General features: G+C 43.0%; 22 protein-coding genes. 21 read left to right on the top strand and 1 reads right to left on the bottom strand.

Annotated features, from left to right (window positions below):
* Nucleotide 1: 1 nt before the first annotated feature.
* The 9 genes from prsW to fni all read left to right on the top strand — a co-directional run bounded on the left by prsW (nucleotide 2) and on the right by fni (nucleotide 8107).
* Complete coding sequence (gene prsW, locus QNH36_RS15785; RefSeq protein ID WP_144476720.1) at nucleotides 2-673, top strand: glutamic-type intramembrane protease PrsW; 672 nt, start codon at nucleotides 2-4, stop codon at nucleotides 671-673.
* Nucleotides 674-819: 146 nt separating this feature from the next.
* The gene (sleB, locus tag QNH36_RS15780; protein ID WP_260983585.1) at nucleotides 820-1566 is read left to right on the top strand and encodes a spore cortex-lytic enzyme; all 747 of its coding nucleotides are present in this window, start codon (nucleotides 820-822) and stop codon (nucleotides 1564-1566) included.
* Nucleotides 1567-1578: 12 nt separating this feature from the next.
* The gene (ypeB, locus tag QNH36_RS15775; RefSeq protein WP_144476726.1) at nucleotides 1579-2928 is read left to right on the top strand and encodes a germination protein YpeB; all 1350 of its coding nucleotides are present in this window, start codon (nucleotides 1579-1581) and stop codon (nucleotides 2926-2928) included.
* Between the two features lie 487 nt (nucleotides 2929-3415).
* Nucleotides 3416-4075 carry a flagellar brake protein gene (locus QNH36_RS15770; RefSeq protein WP_283903781.1) on the top strand — a complete coding sequence of 220 codons (660 nt, stop codon included), beginning with the start codon at nucleotides 3416-3418 and terminating at the stop codon, nucleotides 4073-4075.
* 66 nt (nucleotides 4076-4141) lie between these two features.
* Nucleotides 4142-4324, top strand: coding sequence for a YpfB family protein (locus tag QNH36_RS15765; RefSeq protein ID WP_144476731.1), 183 nt, complete (start codon nucleotides 4142-4144; stop codon nucleotides 4322-4324).
* Between the two features lie 156 nt (nucleotides 4325-4480).
* Nucleotides 4481-5155 carry a (d)CMP kinase gene (cmk, locus tag QNH36_RS15760; protein ID WP_283903780.1) on the top strand — a complete coding sequence of 225 codons (675 nt, stop codon included), beginning with the start codon at nucleotides 4481-4483 and terminating at the stop codon, nucleotides 5153-5155.
* 2 nt (nucleotides 5156-5157) lie between these two features.
* Nucleotides 5158-5739: a lysophospholipid acyltransferase family protein gene (locus tag QNH36_RS15755; RefSeq protein ID WP_144476951.1), complete on the top strand. Its 582-nt coding sequence runs from the start codon at nucleotides 5158-5160 to the stop codon at nucleotides 5737-5739.
* 155 nt (nucleotides 5740-5894) lie between these two features.
* On the top strand, nucleotides 5895-7034 hold the full coding sequence (gene rpsA / locus QNH36_RS15750) for a 30S ribosomal protein S1 (protein ID WP_283903779.1): 1140 nt from the start codon (nucleotides 5895-5897) through the stop codon (nucleotides 7032-7034).
* Between the two features lie 11 nt (nucleotides 7035-7045).
* Nucleotides 7046-8107 (top strand): type 2 isopentenyl-diphosphate Delta-isomerase, encoded by a 1062-nt coding sequence (fni, locus tag QNH36_RS15745; RefSeq protein ID WP_144476739.1) that lies wholly within the window; start codon nucleotides 7046-7048, stop codon nucleotides 8105-8107.
* A 72-nt stretch (nucleotides 8108-8179) separates the two neighbouring features.
* On the opposite strand, the gene QNH36_RS15740 is transcribed toward fni, so the two are convergent.
* Nucleotides 8180-8323: a YpzI family protein gene (locus tag QNH36_RS15740; RefSeq protein WP_144476742.1), complete on the bottom strand. Its 144-nt coding sequence runs from the start codon at nucleotides 8321-8323 to the stop codon at nucleotides 8180-8182.
* A gap of 216 nt (nucleotides 8324-8539) precedes the next feature.
* Between QNH36_RS15740 and QNH36_RS15735 the strand changes: the two genes are divergently transcribed.
* The 12 genes from QNH36_RS15735 to QNH36_RS15680 all read left to right on the top strand — a co-directional run bounded on the left by QNH36_RS15735 (nucleotide 8540) and on the right by QNH36_RS15680 (nucleotide 19128).
* Nucleotides 8540-9151, top strand: coding sequence for a YphA family membrane protein (locus tag QNH36_RS15735; RefSeq protein ID WP_144476745.1), 612 nt, complete (start codon nucleotides 8540-8542; stop codon nucleotides 9149-9151).
* Nucleotides 9148-10041, top strand: coding sequence for a YIEGIA family protein (locus tag QNH36_RS15730; RefSeq protein WP_144476748.1), 894 nt, complete (start codon nucleotides 9148-9150; stop codon nucleotides 10039-10041). The genes QNH36_RS15735 and QNH36_RS15730 overlap by 4 nt, the downstream gene beginning before the upstream one ends.
* A complete protein-coding gene (locus tag QNH36_RS15725; protein ID WP_144476751.1) occupies nucleotides 10038-10223 on the top strand; it encodes a capping complex subunit for YIEGIA in 186 nt (61 codons plus the stop codon). Before QNH36_RS15730 ends, QNH36_RS15725 begins: the two co-directional genes overlap by 4 nt.
* A 207-nt stretch (nucleotides 10224-10430) precedes the next feature.
* On the top strand, nucleotides 10431-11741 hold the full coding sequence (der, locus tag QNH36_RS15720) for a ribosome biogenesis GTPase Der (protein WP_144476754.1): 1311 nt from the start codon (nucleotides 10431-10433) through the stop codon (nucleotides 11739-11741).
* A 19-nt stretch (nucleotides 11742-11760) separates the two neighbouring features.
* A complete protein-coding gene (locus QNH36_RS15715) occupies nucleotides 11761-12807 on the top strand; it encodes an NAD(P)H-dependent glycerol-3-phosphate dehydrogenase (RefSeq protein ID WP_283903778.1) in 1047 nt (348 codons plus the stop codon).
* Between the two features lie 257 nt (nucleotides 12808-13064).
* The gene (locus tag QNH36_RS15710; RefSeq protein ID WP_144476760.1) at nucleotides 13065-13265 is read left to right on the top strand and encodes a DUF2768 domain-containing protein; all 201 of its coding nucleotides are present in this window, start codon (nucleotides 13065-13067) and stop codon (nucleotides 13263-13265) included.
* Nucleotides 13266-13292: 27 nt separating this feature from the next.
* The gene (locus tag QNH36_RS15705; protein WP_144476763.1) at nucleotides 13293-14003 is read left to right on the top strand and encodes a YphF family lipoprotein; all 711 of its coding nucleotides are present in this window, start codon (nucleotides 13293-13295) and stop codon (nucleotides 14001-14003) included.
* A gap of 295 nt (nucleotides 14004-14298) precedes the next feature.
* On the top strand, nucleotides 14299-15777 hold the full coding sequence (spoIVA, locus tag QNH36_RS15700) for a stage IV sporulation protein A (protein WP_144476766.1): 1479 nt from the start codon (nucleotides 14299-14301) through the stop codon (nucleotides 15775-15777).
* Between the two features lie 799 nt (nucleotides 15778-16576).
* On the top strand, nucleotides 16577-16849 hold the full coding sequence (locus tag QNH36_RS15695) for an HU family DNA-binding protein (RefSeq protein WP_079509561.1): 273 nt from the start codon (nucleotides 16577-16579) through the stop codon (nucleotides 16847-16849).
* A gap of 190 nt (nucleotides 16850-17039) precedes the next feature.
* Nucleotides 17040-17606: a GTP cyclohydrolase I FolE gene (folE, locus tag QNH36_RS15690; RefSeq protein WP_144476769.1), complete on the top strand. Its 567-nt coding sequence runs from the start codon at nucleotides 17040-17042 to the stop codon at nucleotides 17604-17606.
* Nucleotides 17607-17779: 173 nt separating this feature from the next.
* Entirely contained in the window at nucleotides 17780-18013 is a 234-nt protein-coding gene (gene mtrB, locus QNH36_RS15685) for a trp RNA-binding attenuation protein MtrB (RefSeq protein WP_144476772.1), read from the top strand.
* Nucleotides 18014-18291: 278 nt separating this feature from the next.
* Nucleotides 18292-19128, top strand: a complete 837-nt coding sequence (locus QNH36_RS15680; RefSeq protein ID WP_144476775.1) for a heptaprenyl diphosphate synthase component 1 — start codon at nucleotides 18292-18294, stop codon at nucleotides 19126-19128.
* The last annotated feature ends 1 nt before the right edge of the window (nucleotide 19129 follow it).

Here is a 19129-nt window from a genome sequence, read left to right as displayed (position 1 = left end):
TATGCTGGGAATAGTTACTGCCGGGGTAGCTCCGGGTCTGGCGCTGTTAAGCTATTTTTATTTGAAGGACCAATATGACTCAGAACCGCTATCTCTGGTGTTTAAAATGTTTATATTCGGTGCATTGCTTGTATTTCCCCTTATGTTCATCCAATACGTCCTTGCTGCTGAAGGACTGTTCCAGGGGGACTTTTCCAAGGCGTTTGGTACAGTTGGTCTTTTAGAAGAATTTTTCAAGTGGTTTATACTTTACTACACTATTTTCCAGCATATTGCATTTGATGAGCATTATGATGGAATCATTTACAGCGTTTCTGTTTCGCTTGGATTCGCGTCTGCGGAAAATATCTTTTACCTGCTTGCCAATGGACTCCAGGATGCAATAGGGAGAGCGTTGCTGCCGGTTTCCAGCCATGCGCTCTTTGGTGTCATCATGGGGTATTATATAGGGAAAGCAAAATTCGCCCCAGACTCACCAAAGAAATGGGTGTTGCTTTCGTTGTCAGTTCCAGTCCTGCTCCATGGGATTTATGATTTTATCCTGATGACGAGGGAAGACTGGATGGTACTGATGATCCCATTCATGATATTCCTCTGGTGGCTGGGCCTTAGAAAAGTGAAAAAAGCAAGAGTGCTGACACTGCAACACATTGATAAACAATTTCCTATCTAAAAAACTCTTCATTTATAAAAAATGGAGGGTTTTTTTGTTTTGTGGAATAAAAGTCATCTCTTAACAAAAAATAAGAGTAATCTTTTAAGTTCACATCTTTGGAGGTTGGCAAATCAATGAAGAATTATCGGTCTATCTTGAAGGTGATGGCCGCGTTGGCTTTGGTTTTGACTTTAGTGCAATTCAACAAGGTCGATCAACGGGCTGAAGCGTTTACGAGCCAGGTGCTGCAACAGGGGGCTGTAGGAGAGGATGTAATTGAACTTCAATCACGCCTTAAGCATATTGGCTTTTATACTGGCAAAATCGACGGAGTTTTTGGCTGGGGTACCTATTGGGCTCTGAGGAATTTCCAATATGAGTTTGGCATGAAGGTGGATGGGATTGCCGGATGGCAGACCAAAATCAAGCTGGCAAACGCGACTCCTAATGCCAAGATTGCCTGGGGAGGCGAAACTTCCGGCGCAGGAAAAGCAGCAGGCGGCCAAAATCAGGCAGCACCCAAACCAGCAGCGGCGACGAATACTCCGAAGGGGTTTTCACAGAATGATATTCAGCTTATGGCCAATGCAGTATATGGAGAATCAAGGGGTGAACCGTATACAGGGCAGGTTGCTGTTGCTGCAGTGATCTTGAACAGGCTGGACAGTGCAACTTTTCCAAATACCATTTCAGGGGTCATCTTTGAACCTCGGGCTTTTACTGCTGTTGCGGATGGCCAGATTTGGCTGACACCAAATGAGACGGCGAAAAAGGCCGTCCTTGATGCAATCAATGGCTGGGACCCGACTGGAAATGCTTTGTACTATTTCAATCCCGATACTGCGACCAGCGCCTGGATATGGGGAAGGCCGCAAATCAAGAAAATTGGGAAACATATTTTTTGCAAATAGGGGTGAGTTGGAATGCTAAGAGGAATAGCCATTGCAGTCCTCGTCATTGGGATTGCCGGAACTGCGTTTTGGGGTTATCAGGAGCACAGGGAAAAAACAGCCGTACTGATTAATGCTGAGAATAATTACCAAAGAGCTTTTCATGATCTGACCTATCAAATGGATGTATTGAACGATAAAATTGGCACAACACTTGCGATGAATTCCAGGAGCTCCCTGTCACCTCAGTTAGCAGAAGTCTGGAAAATCACATCAGAGGCTCATAGTGATGTCGGGCAGCTTCCCCTGACTCTTCTGCCCTTCAATAAAACGGAAGAGTTCCTTGCGAATATCGGGAACTTCAGCTATAAAACGGCTGTTCGGGACCTGGATAAAGAGCCGTTGAGCGATAAAGAATATGAAACACTAAAAACTCTATACGAGCAATCAGGTGAAATTCAGCAGGATTTAAGAGAAGTTCAGCATATGGTTCTCGAGAATAATCTTCGCTGGATGGATGTAGAGCTTGCTCTTGCTACCGAAAAAGGCCAATCGGATAACACTATCATCGATGGATTCAAGACGGTAGAAAGGACAGTGGAAAGCTATTCTGAAACAGATTTTGGGCCCGCACAGATCAATCTTCAGAAAAAAGATGAAAACTTTAAGAAGCTGCCAGGTAAAAAAATCTCAAAAGATGAAGCGGTCCGGATCACTCGGAAATATGCACCTGTCGGAAATGCGGGTGATGTGAAGGTCACACAAAATGGAAAAGGATCGGACTATGGTTTTTATAGCGTATCGATCCAGGATCCCAAAACAAAGCTTGAGGCAAATATGGATATCACCAAGAAAGGCGGATATCCAATCTGGTTTTTACTTAACCGTGATGTGAAAAATCAAAAATTGAGTCTGAATGATGCATCCAACAAGGCAATCGCCTTCCTGAAAGAGCATAATTTTGAAAACCTGGACCTGTTCGAAAGTGCCCAATATGATAATATCGGTGTCTTTACTTTTGTCGGTGTACAGGATGATGTCAGAATTTATCCTGACGCGATCAATATGAAGGTAGCGCTGGATAATGGTGATATCATCGGCTTCTCAGCCGAGGACTATTTAAAATCCAATAAAGCAAGGGAAATTCCACAACCAGGAATTACGAATGAAGAGGCAAAGAAGAAGGTCAATCCAAACCTGAAAATAATGGATGAGAAAAAGGCCATAATCATGAACGATCTTAATGAAGAGGTGTTGTGCTATGAATTCACAGGAACTCTCGGAAATGATACGTTCAGGATCTACATTAATGCAGAAGATGGCACGGAAGAAAAAGTAGAAAAGCTTCATAATGCAGAACCCGTTTATGAAAATGTAGTATAGGGAAAGCCAAGCTGCTTTCCCTTTTTTTTTGTGGCTCTGTTGAATCTGAATGTTGATTTCTAAATCCTGTTGATTGTAGTGGAAGGCGCGTAGACTCCTCGAAAATGCTAACGCATTTCCTTCGCGCGTGGGCAGGTTCGAGGAAGCTAATCAATAACCTGCGGGCGCAGCTGGTCAGGTGAGACCTAGGTGAAATGATTCACGTGAGGAATCATTTGCACCCCGCAGGAGCAAAGCGGCGAGGACTCAGCGCCAGCCCCAAGGAAGAATTGCTTATGTAAAAAGACGGCATTTGGTCTTTTTCATATTCTTCCAGCGGATAGCGAAGCGACTGGAATGAAAATCAACAGCTTTTTTTAAAAAGTTGATCTTGTCAAATTAATCCAATAAAGGACTATTGCACCAACTCGATGCAGCATGTCATAATAAAAATGATATAGACATAATGAACAACAGCCTAGACAGAATGTGGGGAAGTGGATTAGCAATGATAAAAATCGGTGACAACATAATCCTTGAGCATAAGTATTCCGATAGCTTTGAACAATATAAATGTAAACTTGTAGAAAAAAAAGGAAATGACCTGTATATTGATTATCCTGTGAATATGAAAACAAATAGAACAGTTTTCCTGCTTGAAGGAACGCCATTGAAAGCTAATTTTGTCACTGAATCGGGTTCGAGCTACACCTTTCATACAGAAGTAAAAGGAAGGATCAAGCTCAACATCCCAATGGTGATTCTTTCCTATCCAGGCAAGGACCATTTAATCAAGGTCCAGAGACGGCAATATGTACGGGTGGAAACTTCCATCGATGTGGCTGTCCATTCTGACAAAGGAGAATTCGCTCCTTTTACAACTGTCACTGATGATATCAGCGCTGGAGGATCAGCGCTGCTAATCGATAAGAATAGCAGCTTGAAACAGGGTATGGAGCTTGCGTGCTGGTTTGTCCTGCCGATGCAAAATGGTGAGTATGAATACCGGAAGTTCCGCGGAAGGATTGTGAGGATCATTGAGGGTCAAGGCCATAAGAACAAGGCTTCTGTCCAGTTTTTTGATACTTCTGGCACCGATAGGCAGGTTCTGCTAAGATTCTGTTTCGAACGACAGCTTGAAATGAAGAAAAAAGGACTCCCGATTTAAATTGGAATAAATGTTTCAGTTTGCTCCAATAATAGAATAAAAGTTTTAATACGGGAGCAAAAAGATATGAAAACATTTGAAAGAATCTTAATCAAAATCGCGATCATTCAATTTATCTTTCTCATCATAGCCCAGATATTTTTCCATAAACTCGATGCTTTTCCAGAACTGAAACAGATTACCCAGTACGAGGGAGTTACTGACAATAATCATTCAGAAGTCCTGAATTCAATCCGAAGCAAAGAATAAGCAGGTGGAAAGCCTGCTTATTTTAATGCACAGAAAACGAAACGGGTAAGTTTTCTAAAGTGACTTAAAAAAAGTCATGATGGACGAGGATGAACAGATTTTTGTGTTAAAATATAAGAGAATATAAATGAACAACAAGGAGTACCAGGAGGAAATATGAATAAACGAATTTCAATTGCCATTGATGGCCCTGCTGCAGCAGGTAAAAGCACGGTAGCTAAAATTGTGGCTGAAAAACTGACATATGTATATATTGATACAGGTGCAATGTACAGGGCTCTTACATACAAAGCTCTGCAAAAAGAAGCCCGGCTTGATCATGAAGCCCAGTTGATTGATATCTTAAATAATACGTTGATTGAACTTCAGCCAGGAGAAATGGGCCAGAAGGTGTTATTGGATGGAATCGAGGTCACTAATGACATAAGAAGCTCAGAGGTCACCAACCAGGTTTCTTATGTAGCCGTCCATGAATTGGTCAGGAAGGAAATGGTCAAGCGTCAGCAGGCCTTTGCCCGAGATGGCGGAGTAGTTATGGATGGAAGGGATATTGGCACACATGTACTGCCAAATGCGGAAGTAAAGGTCTTTTTGCTTGCAAGTGTTGAGGAAAGGGCACAGCGCCGACATGACGAAAACATCCAGAAAGGCTTCCCATCCGATCTTGAAAAGCTAAAAGAAGAAATCGCCGCACGGGACAAGATTGATTCCGAGCGGGAAGTAGCTCCTTTGAAAAAGGCAGGCGATGCAGTCGAAATAGATACCACTTCGCTCACGATTGCTGATGTAGTGGAAAAAATAATGAGTTTGGCGCTTGAAAGGATCGGATGAAAGTGACGGTTTATTCCTTTGTTAGGTCTTTAGTGAATGCTGTATTAAAACCAGTTTATCGTATTGAGGTAATCGGCAGGGAGAATGTACCTGCCGATGGCGGTGTACTGCTATGTGCCAATCACATCGACAATCTTGATCCCCCGGTTGTTGGCATTACCGCACCCCGTCCAGTCTATTTCATGGCAAAAGAGGAATTATTCTCCGTTCCCGTACTTGGGAAAATTGTTCCGCACTTGAATGCTTTTCCGGTCAAGAGGGGTATGAGCGACAGGGAAGCGTTAAGGAAGGGTCTTGGAATTTTAAAGGATGGAAAGGTTTTAGGTTTGTTTCCAGAGGGAACAAGAAGCAAGACAGGTGAAATGGGCAAAGGTCTAGCAGGTGCAGGCTTCTTTGCTCTCCGATCCGATGCACATGTTGTGCCGTGCGCGGTCATCGGTCCATACAAAGCATTCAAGAAATTGAAGGTGGTATATGGTAAGCCAATTGATATGGAATCCATTAAGGAAAAAAAATTAAATGCCGAACAGACCACTGATTTGATTATGGGAGAAATCCAGAAACTGATCAACGAGTACAAGTAAGGTTTCTTGCTTGACAAAAATGTCTGTTTGTAAGAAGTTATTAAGAAGAGATATTTTTAGAATTTTCACTTAGTGGCTAATTTAAGGTGTTTTTAAATGGCGTTTTCGCCATAATGCATATATTTGCAGCAGTCATGGATTAAGGAGGAGTACATATGTCAGAAGATATGAATCAAGTAGAAGTAAAGAATTTTGAGGCTGGCGACCGTGTCAAGGGCCAGGTAACAAAAGTGGAAGAAAAGCAGGTATTGGTAGATATCGAAGGAAGCAAGCTCGATGGAATCATTCCGATCAGTGAGCTTTCAAGCCTTCATGTTGAAAAAGCTGAAGATGCAGTTTCGGTAGGGGATGAACTGGAACTGGAAGTACAGAAGGTTGAAGAGGAAGCTTTAATCCTTTCGAAAAGAAAAGTTGACGCCGAGAAAGCATGGGAAGAGCTTAAAGGCAAGTTCGAAAGCGGAGAAGTTTTCGATGCTGAAGTTAAAGATGTCGTTAAAGGCGGCTTGGTTGTCGATCTGGGTGTCCGCGGTTTTGTGCCGGCATCCCTGGTGGAATCCCATTTTGTCGAAGATTTCTCTGACTATAAAGGAAAAACGCTAAGCTTTAAAATCGTGGAACTCGAGAAGGAGAAAAACCGTCTGATCCTTTCTCATCGCGCTGTCGTTGAGGAAGAGCAAGGGAAGAAAAAGCAGGACCTGCTCGCTTCCATCCAATCAGGACAGGTTATCGAAGGTACAGTCCAAAGGATTACTGACTTCGGTGCCTTCGTTGATATTGGCGGAGTTGATGGACTTGTTCATATTTCACAGCTATCCCACGAGCATGTAGAAAAACCATCCGATGTTGTCCAGGAAGGGCAGCAGGTCCAGGTTAAAGTCTTGAGCGTGGACCGTGACAATGAGCGTATTTCTCTATCAATTAAAGAAACACTGCCTGGACCATGGGCTGATATCGATGATAAGGCACCAAAGGGCAGCACACTGGAAGGTACGGTCAAGCGTTTGGTTTCTTATGGAGCGTTTGTCGAAGTATTCCCTGGAGTAGAAGGTCTGGTGCATATTTCACAAATTTCGCATAAACACATCGGGACACCGCATGAAGTTCTCCAGGAAGGGCAGACTGTAAAGGTAAAAGTCCTCGATGTAAACAAGGAAGACCAACGATTATCACTCAGCATGAAGGAGTTCGAGGAAAGAGAAAGCAATGAAGTTTTTGACTACGAACTTCCTGAAGAAACAAAAGGTTTCAGCCTTGGTGATATGATTGGAGACAAGCTAAAGAATCTTAAACAGTAATGGTGATAGATTTGTCGAGATCAAAAAGGAAATGGGACCATATTCAATATGCCCTCGAAACGGGCCAGAAGCTGCTAACCGGTTTTGATGATATTAAGTTTGTAAACCAAAGCTTGCCTGGAACTGATCTTGATTCAGTAAAATTGCAGACACAAATTGGCGAACTTTCTTTAAGTTCGCCAATTTTTATAAATGCAATGACAGGTGGCGGCGGGGAACGGACCTTCAGGATCAACCGTGAATTAGCTATAGCTGCAAGAGAGACAGGGTCGGCTATCGCTGTAGGGTCGCAAATGTCAGCCTTAAGAAATCCGGAAGAGCGGAGGACTTATGAGATTGTCAGGGAAATGCACCCTGACGGCATCCTGCTTGCCAATCTGGGCAGTGAAGCAACGGTCGAGCAGGCAAGAGCCGCGGTCGAAATGATCAAGGCCAATGGTCTGCAAATACATTTAAATGTTGTACAGGAATTGACAATGCCCGAGGGAGACAGAAAATTCATCGGTGCATTGGATAGAATTGCTGAAATTGAACAGAATATCGGCGTCCCTGTGATTGTCAAAGAGGTCGGGTTTGGCATAAGCGCAGAGACTGCAGCCAAACTTTTTGCTCATGGGATTCGTTATATTGATGTAGGCGGTTTTGGCGGTACCAATTTTGCGGAAATCGAAAATAAGCGAAGGGACCGGCTGCTCACATTTTTTGAGGATTGGGGAATCCCGACTGCAGCATCCATCATTGAAGCGAAGTCCGCTGTTCAGGACCTATCCGTCATTGCTTCAGGAGGAATCCAGACAAGCCTCGATATCGTTAAAGGGCTTGCCTCAGGTGCAGCCGCAGCTGCAATGGCAGGATCCCTTCTGAAAATTTTGATGGAGCATGGAACAGAGGGATTGATCAAAGAAATTTCAATGATAAAAGAAGAGATTGCCTTCATCATGACGGCCCTTGGTGTACATACAATCGATGAACTTCATCAGGTCCCTATTGTTATCTCAGGAAAAACACATCACTGGCTTGTCCAAAGAGGAATCGACACAAGATCATATGCTCAAAGAAGAAATTTTTACTAGGGAAGGCCCTCTGCCAATTGGCAGAGGGCCTTTTTTGGTTGCCTTGCATCCAAATTTGAAATTCCAAAAGTCTTAGCTATACTTTCCGTCATTCATAGATCGAGCTTCCTCGGGACTTTGCAATTTTGTCGCTCCAGGATAGTGCAGTGCCTGGTCGCGGTCAGATTCTACTCGTCCGCTTTTTTTCAGTTTCTTTTCCTGTCTATCTCGGCCCATCTAAGCACCTCCTTGTCATGGAATCCATACTACAAACCATAGCAGGGTGCGGCCAGTTTAAAGGACTTTCATCCCTTTGGTTTCTTCGATTCTGCCCGTTTTCCCTGCAGTATTAAAAATACTGCTTTTCTTAACATGGAACAGGCAAAAAATCTTATTCAAAAAAGATTAAAATACATAACAAATTACCATAATGGAAATGATAGGAGGGGTTGAATGGAAGGTCTTTACTTTTACTGGCTGGCCTGGATAGCGTGGATTTGGGTTACATTCATCATGGGTAAGAATCATCCTAACAGGCTGAAATGGGCCATTTGTCTGTTAGCTGTCATTATAGCTTCACCTTATAAAGTTGATTTCCTGTTTTTTAAGTTTCACTTGTCCGCTTTTCCGATCGCCATTTTCATTTTTATGGAAACAAAACGGAAGAAAACTGGTTCATTCCTGTACTTATTTTTAACTTCCTTCATCATTATGCTTGCCTACACAAGTTTTCTGATGTTCGAATTGTTTGATCCTGTCTGGGTATTGTTTGACCGGAAATTGATGCTTGGCGCGGCAGGTTTTTATTTGGCAATCTTGCTGCATAAAGGTGGACAGGATCGAATGCTGGCATTGGTGACAGGTTTTTTGCAGGGTGACATTTTATATTCCGCTGTTTTATGGCGATTTAATTTCCCATATGAAGTCGCTTCGATGACCTTTCTGGACATATTGTTCATTTCCAGTGGAATGCTTATCGCCTGGTCTGCTGTCGAATCACTCATCTCAATCATGTCCAAAACTACATTAAGTGAAGCAGAAGGGGAGGAACAGAAGACTTCATGAATGAATACACGATACCAATTGTTTTTGGAATTGCTATTGGAACAATGTCGAGGCTCCTGATGCTCCGGACTGATTATCGCCAATACCCTACATATTTGCATGGGAAAATCATTCACATAGCTCTCGGTTTCATTGCCGCAGCACTTGGAACGGTTGCAGGGCCTGCGATCATGGAAGAGGAATTTACGGCGGTGACTTTCTTGACCCTTGCCGCATCGCAATTCAGGGAAGTTAGGAATATGGAGAGAAATACGCTTACGGAACTTGACAGCTATGAACTTGTCTCTCGCGGGAAAACGTATATCGAGGGCATTGCGATAGCATTTGAAAGCCGCAATTATCTTGTAATTTTCACTTCGCTTGTCAGCACACTTGCCTATCTGATCTTTAATATTTGGGCAGGGCTCATTGCCGCGGTTTTGGCAGTCCTGATTTCAAAGAAGTTAATGGCGGGCGGCAAACTGAAAGATATCGTCGAGATCGAATATGTAGAACCAAGATTTGATGGTGCAGGATTGTATGTGGATAATATTTACATCATGAACATTGGTCTTCCAGAACGACAAAAAGAAGTGCTTCGCTACGGAATGGGATTTATCTTAAAACCGAAAAACATGAATGCACGGTCCACAATCGCTAATCTTGGCCAGAGGCAGGCTGTTCTTCACGATTTATCCACAGCACTCGGGGTATATCGTGATTCTGGAACACCTGCACTAGTACCACTGGCAAAGAGGGACCTCGATGATGGAAGAGTTGGGGTATTCGTTCTGCCGCAGGAACGGGATATCGAGCATGCCATAACGGTGATCGGTGATGTGCCGACATTGGAGAACGCAATCAGGATGCCTTCTGAGAAAAAAGACCGAGAAGGGAGTGGTTCTCAATGATGCTTGAAAAATTCGTCCTGGCCGCCATTACCACCAATCCAAAAAAGGCGCCTTCCGGTACCGCTGTATTCCATTGTGATTCAAAGGAAGAAATGGATCAGGTTGCGGCAAACTTGGAAGCTATCCTTGATGGTATCGCCCATTCTTTGACCGAGGATCTGTATATTATCGTGAAACATTGACAAGAAATGTTTTCATTGCCTGTTTACGGCATCTTTTGATAAACTGATTAAGCCAGACCCTTCTGTATACTAAAGAAGGGTTTATTTTATAAATGCCGTCCTCCATGATGGTATTTAATTAATAATTGAAAACTATTGATATGTAAGTTTGACATTGTTATGGCCTGGTCTGTGACCTGCAAATAGAATTTTGAAAGGGTGATGTTCATGACGAAACCAGTGGTAGCTATCGTTGGGCGTCCGAATGTCGGCAAGTCTACGATTTTTAATCGAATCGTTGGTGAACGTATTTCGATCGTTGAAGATATTCCTGGAGTAACGAGGGATCGTATATACAGTTCAGCTGAATGGCTGACACATGATTTTAACATTATTGATACTGGCGGGATTGATTTGGGGGACGAGCCATTTTTGGATCAGATCCGCCAGCAGGCAGAAATTGCGATTGATGAGGCGGATGTCATCATCTTCCTTGTCAACGGCAGAGAAGGAGTGACTTCTGCGGATGAAGAAGTGGCAAAGATTCTCTATCGCTCGAACAAGCCTGTTGTCCTCGCAGTCAACAAAATTGACAATCCGGAAATGAGAGACATGATATACGACTTTTATGCCCTGGGATTTGGCGAACCTTTCCCGATTTCCGGCTCACACGGTCTAGGTCTCGGTGATTTGCTGGATGAGGCTGCAAAACATTTTCCAAAGGCCAAGGAAGACCAGTATGATAAAGATGCAATCAAGTTTTCTTTAATCGGAAGGCCAAATGTAGGGAAGTCTTCACTGGTGAACGCAATTCTTGGGGAAGACCGCGTCATAGTCAGTGATATTGCGGGGACAACTAGAGATGCTATTGACTCCCAGGTAACGTATGATGGGCAAAAATATGTCATAATCGATACAGCTGGAATGCGCAAAAAGGGGAAAGTGTACGAAACGACTGAAAAGTATAGTGTTCTAAGGGCCTTAAGGGCGATTGAACGCTCCGATGTCGTTCTTGTCGTTATTAATGCCGAAGAAGGCATCATTGAGCAGGATAAGCATATCGCCGGCTATGCAGAGGAAGCTGGCCGTGCGGTCATCATCGTCGTAAACAAATGGGATGCGATTGAAAAAGATGAAAAAACAATGAAGGAATTCGAGGAGAAAATCCGTGCACACTTCCAATTCCTGAGCTACGCCCCAATTGTCTTCCTGTCGGCAAAAACGAAGAAGCGAATCCACACATTGATGCCGATGATCGATTTGGCTAGTGAGAATCATGCAATGAGGGTGCAGACAAACATTCTCAACGAGGTCATCATGGATGCTGTAGCGATGAATCCAACTCCTACGGACAAAGGAAAGAGACTTAAGATTTATTACGCAACACAGGTGTCGGTAAAACCGCCTACTTTTGTTGTCTTTGTCAATGAGCCAGAATTAATGCATTTTTCTTATGAGCGTTTCCTTGAAAACAGGATCCGGGATGCCTTTGATTTTACAGGCACACCGATCAAGATTTTTGCGAGACAAAGAAAATAAGATAAAGGTTGTGGTTTAAATGGAAAGGAAGAGAGAGAAAGTTGCTGTCCTGGGTGCTGGCAGCTGGGGAACAGCTTTAGCGATGGTTCTAGCCGATAATGGACATGAAGTCCGTTTATGGGGCCATAATCCAGCGCAAATTGATGAAATCAATCAAAATCATATCAACAAGAAATATCTTCCTGAAATTACGCTGCCTGAAACTATCAAGGGATACTCTTCACTTGAGGAGGCATTGCACGGGATCAAAACGGTGATTATGGCAGTGCCTACAAAAGCCATCCGCGAAGTAATCAGGAAAATGACAGAGATAACCACAGAATCTTTGGTCATTGTCCATGTCAGCAAGGGAATAGAACCTGATTCCCTGCTGCGCATTTCTGAAATGATTGAAGAGGAAATGCCAGCTGACCTTCTGGAAAGTGTTGTCGTCCTCTCCGGACCAAGCCATGCGGAAGAAGTAAGCTTGCGCCACCCTACGACTGTGACAGTCTCTTCGAAAAATATGGATGAGGCGGAAAAAGTCCAGGATTTGTTCATCAATAATCATTTCAGGGTATATACAAACCCGGATTTAATAGGTGTGGAGATTGGCGGAGCGCTGAAAAATATCATCGCGCTTGCTGCCGGCATATCTGATGGACTTGGGTATGGCGATAACGCAAAGGCTGCCTTGATCACGAGGGGACTTGCCGAAATAGCACGTCTTGGAGTCAAAATGGGCGCCAGCCCTTTGACTTTTTCCGGATTGACGGGGATTGGCGATTTAATTGTTACTTGTACAAGCGTCCATTCCCGTAACTGGCGTGCAGGCAATTTGCTTGGCAAGGGGCAGAACCTTGAGGAGGTCCTCGAGAATATGGGGATGGTTGTTGAAGGTGTGCGAACCACCAAGGCAGCTTATCAGCTTGCACAAAAATTTGAAGTCAAAATGCCAATTACCAATGCCCTTCATAACGTTTTATTTAACAACGTCAATCCAAAGGATGCTGTTGATGGGCTGATGTCCCGTGAGAAGACTCATGAGATGGAAGATTTGGCAGATATCCTCGGAGGAAGAAATTAAGCGAAAAATTTTTTTGCAATAATGCGTTCAATATAGGCATTCGAGGATGCGATTCTAACGATGTTTGCATAAGATGCAACGAAGCAAACTGGTGGTTTGAACTGGGTGATAGGGTATTTAGTCATTTAGCTGGAGTAAAGTTGACCGCCCCTTCTTTACTTCAGCTTTTTTTTTGCTTAATCAGAAGCCTGAAGACAAATTTGCAACAGTGATTGCAGATTATGATATAATACTGTTCGAAAAAGGGAGGGGTTCAGTTGTCACCCGCATTATTAAAAATGTATATTTCTTTTGTAGGCATGGGCAGTATGATTTTGTCCCTTGTTGCCATTTATCTTAGCCGTTATAAGTTAAAAGGATTTTTCAAGATTGCCACGGCTGTCATTGCATATATGTTAATGGTCCTGGCAGGCCTGATAATCTTTTTTGTTGTTTTCAGCGGCCCGACGAGCGAATAAAATACATAGAATTAAGGATTGGGATCAATGAATAAGAGCCGATTTTTCCTGCCGGTCATCATTGTGCTGTTTACTTTGACTGGCTGTATGTTTCCAGAAGAAAAATTAATGCAGAACCAGGTGCCCTATAAGGACCAGCTTGACAGTGTCCAGTCTGCAGTCGATCAGTATAAGGAAGCCAATGGCGGTTTGCTGCCAATCAAGACTAGAGATGCAAAAACACCGATTTATCAAAAGTACCCGATCGAGTTTAAGAAGGTCGTCCCTAAATTTATTGCTGAGCCGCCGGGGAATGCATTCGAAAGCGGCGGACTTTTTCAATATGTCCTGGTCGATGCAGAAACAAATCCGACAGTGAAACTGCTTGACTTAAGAATGGCAGATACGATCCGGGAAATCAAAATGCGGATCAAAGCCAATGGCTATCCTCCATTCAAGGACCAAATTGCTGAAAATGTGTATACCATCGACTTCAAAAAGATTGGTTATCAAGAGGAGCCTGTTGCAGTCAGCCCCTTTACAAACCAAAACTTGCATTTTGTCATTTCGACAGAGGGCGAAATCTATGTGGATTACCGAAGTGACCTTTTTCAGGCTATGAAATCCTCCGGGAAAGAACTCAAGGAAGGAGAGGATATCCGGGGCATCCTTGTGGAGAATTCCATGTTCGTGCCGGCATATTCTTTACCTTATACCATTGATAAAGAGACCAATGAACCAGTCTTTTTAGCAAAATAGTCATAACCCTGTTTCTGCAAAATATATTGTAGAAGCAGGGTTTTTTTGTCTTAAAAAAGATATCGACTGTCCTCATAAATGAGAATCGAGGAATCTTTTTATAAGGTTGTTTTGGATTTCGGAGATAAAATAATCAGCAAATAGACCAAAACTCCTTTGTTAAATCAAAATTAAGGAGGTAAAAAAATAAAAAATTGTCATATCGATATAGGACAACATCATAGATATATACTGTCCCAGATTACAAATTTGGATGAATTTATTCCCACTAACTCTATGATCGGGAGGGGATCACTTGGAAAAGGTAGATATTTTTAAGGATATCGCCGAGAGGACTGGCGGCGATATTTACCTGGGGGTTGTAGGTGCGGTCCGCACTGGAAAATCCACGTTTATCAAAAAATTTATGGAGCTGGTGGTTTTACCTAATATCAATAATGAGGCTGACAGAGCCAGAGCGCTTGATGAGCTGCCGCAAAGTGCAGCAGGTAAAACGATTATGACGACCGAACCTAAATTCGTGCCTAACCAGGCAGCATCCGTGCATGTGGATGAAGGGCTGGATGTGAATATCAGGCTGGTAGATTGTGTCGGCTATACAGTTCCTGGAGCAAAGGGATATGAAGATGAGAATGGGCCAAGGATGATCAATACACCTTGGTATGAAGAGCCGATCCCTTTCCATGAAGCAGCTGAAATTGGAACCAGGAAGGTTATTCAGGAGCATTCAACACTTGGCGTCGTCATTACGACGGATGGGACAATTGGGGAGATCCCAAGGCAAGATTACATTGAAGCAGAAGAAAGAGTAATCGAAGAACTGAAGGAAGTCGGCAAACCATTCATCATGGTGGTGAACAGTGCGCAGCCGTATCATCCGAATACAGAAACGTTGCGTGCACAATTGGCAGATAAATACGATATCCCAGTGCTGGCTATGAGCGTGGAAAGCATGCGTGAATCAGATGTTTTAAGCGTCATGAGGGAAGCTTTATACGAATTCCCGGTACTGGAAGTAAACGTCAACCTGCCAAGCTGGGTGATGGTTCTCCGGGAGAATCACTGGCTGCGTGAGAGCTACCAGGAAGCTGTCAAAGAGACAGTGAAGGATATTAAAAGACTTCGTGATGTTGACAGGGTTGTCCATCAATTCAGTGATTTTGAATACATTGACCGAGCCGGCCTGGCAGGTATTGAAATGGGCCAGGGTGTAGCTGAAATCGATCTTTATGCACCTGATGATCTTTATGATGAAATCCTCAAAGAAATCGTTGGCGTGGAGATTCGCGGCAAGGACCACTTGCTGGAGCTGATGCAGGAATTTGCATACGCAAAAGCGGAGTTCGACCAAATTTCAGATGCACTTAAAATGGTTAAGCAGACAGGATACGGGATCGCATCTCCTTCACTGACGGACATGAGCCTGGAAGAGCCGGAAATCATCCGCCAGGGTTCTCGTTTCGGAGTCAGATTAAGGGCTGTAGCTCCTTCCATCCATATGATTAAAGTGGATGTAGAGTCCGAATTCTCGCCAATCATTGGCACTGAGAAGCAAAGCGAAGAGCTTGTCCGCTACTTGATGCAGGATTTCGAGGATGATCCGCTGTCGATCTGGAACTCCGACATCTTTGGCAGAAGCCTGAGCTCGATTGTGAGAGAAGGCATTTCGGCTAAATTAAGCTTGATGCCGGAAAATGCCCGATATAAATTAAAAGAGACACTGGAAAGAATCATCAATGAAGGTTCTGGTGGACTGATCGCAATCATACTTTAATTTGACTCCTTTTTGGGAGTCTTTTTGTTTTTTGCTCTGGGAAGCTAAATGTTGATTTTTAAACCCTGGTGATGTAGTGTAAGGCGCGTAGATTCCTCGAAAATGCTAACGAATTTCCTTCGTGTGTGGGCAGGTTCAAGGTAGTTAAATCAATGTCCTGCGGGCGCAGCTGGTCAGGCGAGACCTAGGTGAAATGATTCACGTGAGGAATCATTTGCACCCCGCAGGAACGAATCGGCGAGGAAGGCTAAGCGCCAGCCCCAAGGAAGAATTGCTCATGAAAAAGACGGCAGTTGGTAATTTTCATATTCTTCCAACGGAAAGCGAAGCGCCTGGAACGAAAATCAAAAGCCTGTTTAACAGATTCTTGTTTTTTAAAGAAATCAGGCGATTTTTCAGGTAAGGTAAATTAATCTTCTAATATAATAAAAATTTCCTGGAACAAGCAAAAAAACTGGCAAGTAAGGGATAAATATATTATTTTATGTTTAAACCCCTCTGACAAGGGTAAGGAAAGAGGGTTAACTTATTACAAATATGTTTCAAAGAAGAAAAGATTCCCATTATTTCTTGAAATTATCTTGATAAGAGGAAAACATTATGATAATCTTTTAACAGAATTAGCGTTGTTGCTTAAAAACCCTTATGTAATAGGGGTTCAAGCGATTTTGGATGAATTTATCAACAAATGATAAATAAAATCTTCCAGCAACGTATAGAATTCATATGTTTTGTTTAGAAATGTAGTAAGATGCTTAATTTCTGAGCAATGGGATCTCTTTGGGAGGAGGTGAATGGCATGAACAAAACAGAACTTATCAATGCAGTTGCAGAAGCTGGTGAGCTTTCAAAGAAAGACGCAACAAAAGCAGTTGACGCTGTTTTTGATTCAATCTTAAATGCATTAAAAGATGGGGACAAAGTACAGTTAATCGGTTTTGGTAACTTCGAAGTTCGTGAGCGCGCTGCCCGTAAAGGACGCAACCCACAAACTGGTGATGAAATCGAAATCTCTGCAAGCAAGGTGCCTGCTTTCAAACCAGGCAAAGCGCTTAAGGATGCAGTGAAATAATTACATACGGCGCACTGAGCGTATGCTAAACCCCAAGGCCGCGACCCGTTCGCGGCCTTTTTCTATGGGGTGAAACATTTAGCTTTGCCTGCTTTGATTTGGTTATGCTAAGATGAAAATATTATAATCAAATAGTTGGAAGACTATACAAGATTATAATGAGATTGATGGACCATAGGAGGAAACGCAGATGTCAAACGTCAATCGTGCCCAAATCGAAGAAGCGGTACGTTTAATATTAGAAGCAGTCGGTGAAGATCCTAACAGGGAAGGGTTGCTCGATACTCCAAAGCGGGTTGCGAGGATGTATGAGGAAGTTTTTTCAGGCCTTAACCAGGATCCAAAAGAATATTTCGAAACCATTTTTGGTGAAGACCATGAGGAGTTAGTCCTGGTCAAGGATATCCCATTCTATTCTATGTGTGAGCACCATCTTGTTCCTTTCTTCGGCAAGGCTCATGTCGCATATATTCCAAGAGGCGGAAAAGTTACCGGTCTCAGCAAGCTTGCAAGGGCAGTTGAAGCGGTAGCTAAACGGCCGCAGCTGCAGGAGAGAATCACGTCGACAATTGCGAATGCGATTATGGAAAAGCTTGATCCGCATGGTGTCATGGTTGTGGTTGAAGCTGAACATATGTGCATGACGATGAGAGGAGTCAAAAAACCTGGCTCTAAAACAGTTACCTCTGCTGTGAGAGGTACACTGGCTGAGGATGTAAATGCTCGTGCTGAAATTCTCTCTTTAATCAAAGACTGATATATTAGTCTTAATCATAATCTATCTCCGTATCGATGATGGCAAGAACTCATGAAAAGATTTCGAAGGCTGAAAGAAACTCTTTTAGCCTTTTGTTTTATATGAACTGAAATTTGATACTTGATTTTGAAATGCAAGTCTCGTCATATTCTTTTTGGGGAAGGGGGATAATAATGGATAAGAAACAAACCTTAAACACCGATTATGTCATAATCAAAGCGATTGAGGATGGCGTGAATGTGATTGGGCTTACAAGAGGGACAGACACTCGTTTCCACCATTCAGAAAAGCTCGATCAGGGTGAAGTCATGATCGCCCAGTTCACAGAACACACTTCAGCTATTAAAATCAGAGGTCACGCCAAGATTGTCACACCTTTTGGCGAAATAGAGAGCGAGAAAAAGTAAAGCGGTTCAAAAAACAACTATTTTGTTACAAAATCATGCTCAATTTGTAGCAAATAGTGTTTAATTTATATTATCACGCCCATGTTTTTATCTTTTGTGATATAATTGTCACTGCTTTGGAATGTTCGGTATAGATTGATCAGGCGTTTTTTTTATGCCTGTCTTAAAATTTTCTATTTTTAAAAATGGGCTCTCCAGGCCTGAATGACAAGTATCTATTCTTGACTAAAACCAAGTTATGCCCGCTGCCGGCAATCCAATAAATAAGGGGAACAAGGGTGATTCATTTGCTAGATTTACAAAACAAATTAGACGGCATCAGGGAGCTTCTTATAGAAAAACTTTCACATCCTTACTTGCAGAAGCATGTAGAATCTCCTTTTATTGATGATGATCGACTCTTGCTGCTTACTTCATTGCTTGAACAGCAAGAAGGCAACCAGGAGAGAGCAACCAGTTACACCCTGACCACCATGCTCCTGCAAATCGCCCTTGATACCCATGAGCATGTTCGCAACTCCCTGCCAGGTGAAGGGGATGAAAGCCATAAGCAGCGCCAATTGACGGTTCTTGCCGGGATATATTACAGCGGTCTGTATTACAAGCTGCTTGCGGACCTTGAAGATACTGATATGATCAAACAATTGGCATCTGGTGTAAAAGAAGTGAATGAGCATAAAATATCCTTGTATCAGAAAGATCCTGTAGCAATCGATCAATTGATGGAAAGCTTAAAACTGATCGAATCTTCTCTCCTGGGCAAGGTTGCTGACCATTATCATGCGGCAGAATGGTATGAATTCGCTTCTAACTGGCTTTTCGTCAAAAGGCTGCTTTCTGAAGAAGCAATTTACATGAATACAGGGCATTCTCTGCTATTCAATGCGCTGAAGAAGATCGCACTCCCAAAAATGGATCAAAAGGCTGCTGAACTTTCTGCTGAGCAGCAAAAATACCTTTTGTCGATCTGTACAAGATACATGGAATTTTCAATGACAAAGATAAAAACAGCTTCGAAAAAGCTTTCTGGGATGAACAGCTTGCTGCTGGAACGGTTAGACCTGACCGCCGGGCAGTATCAGACCATGTCTAAAAAATTCGCGGAAGAAGGGTAAT

The organism is Mesobacillus sp. AQ2 (genome assembly GCF_030122805.1).
Taxonomy (GTDB): Bacteria; Bacillota; Bacilli; order Bacillales; family Cytobacillaceae; genus Mesobacillus; species Mesobacillus oceanisediminis_A.
Note: the sequence above shows the minus strand (reverse complement) of the source record. Positions and strands in the feature narration are given on the sequence as shown.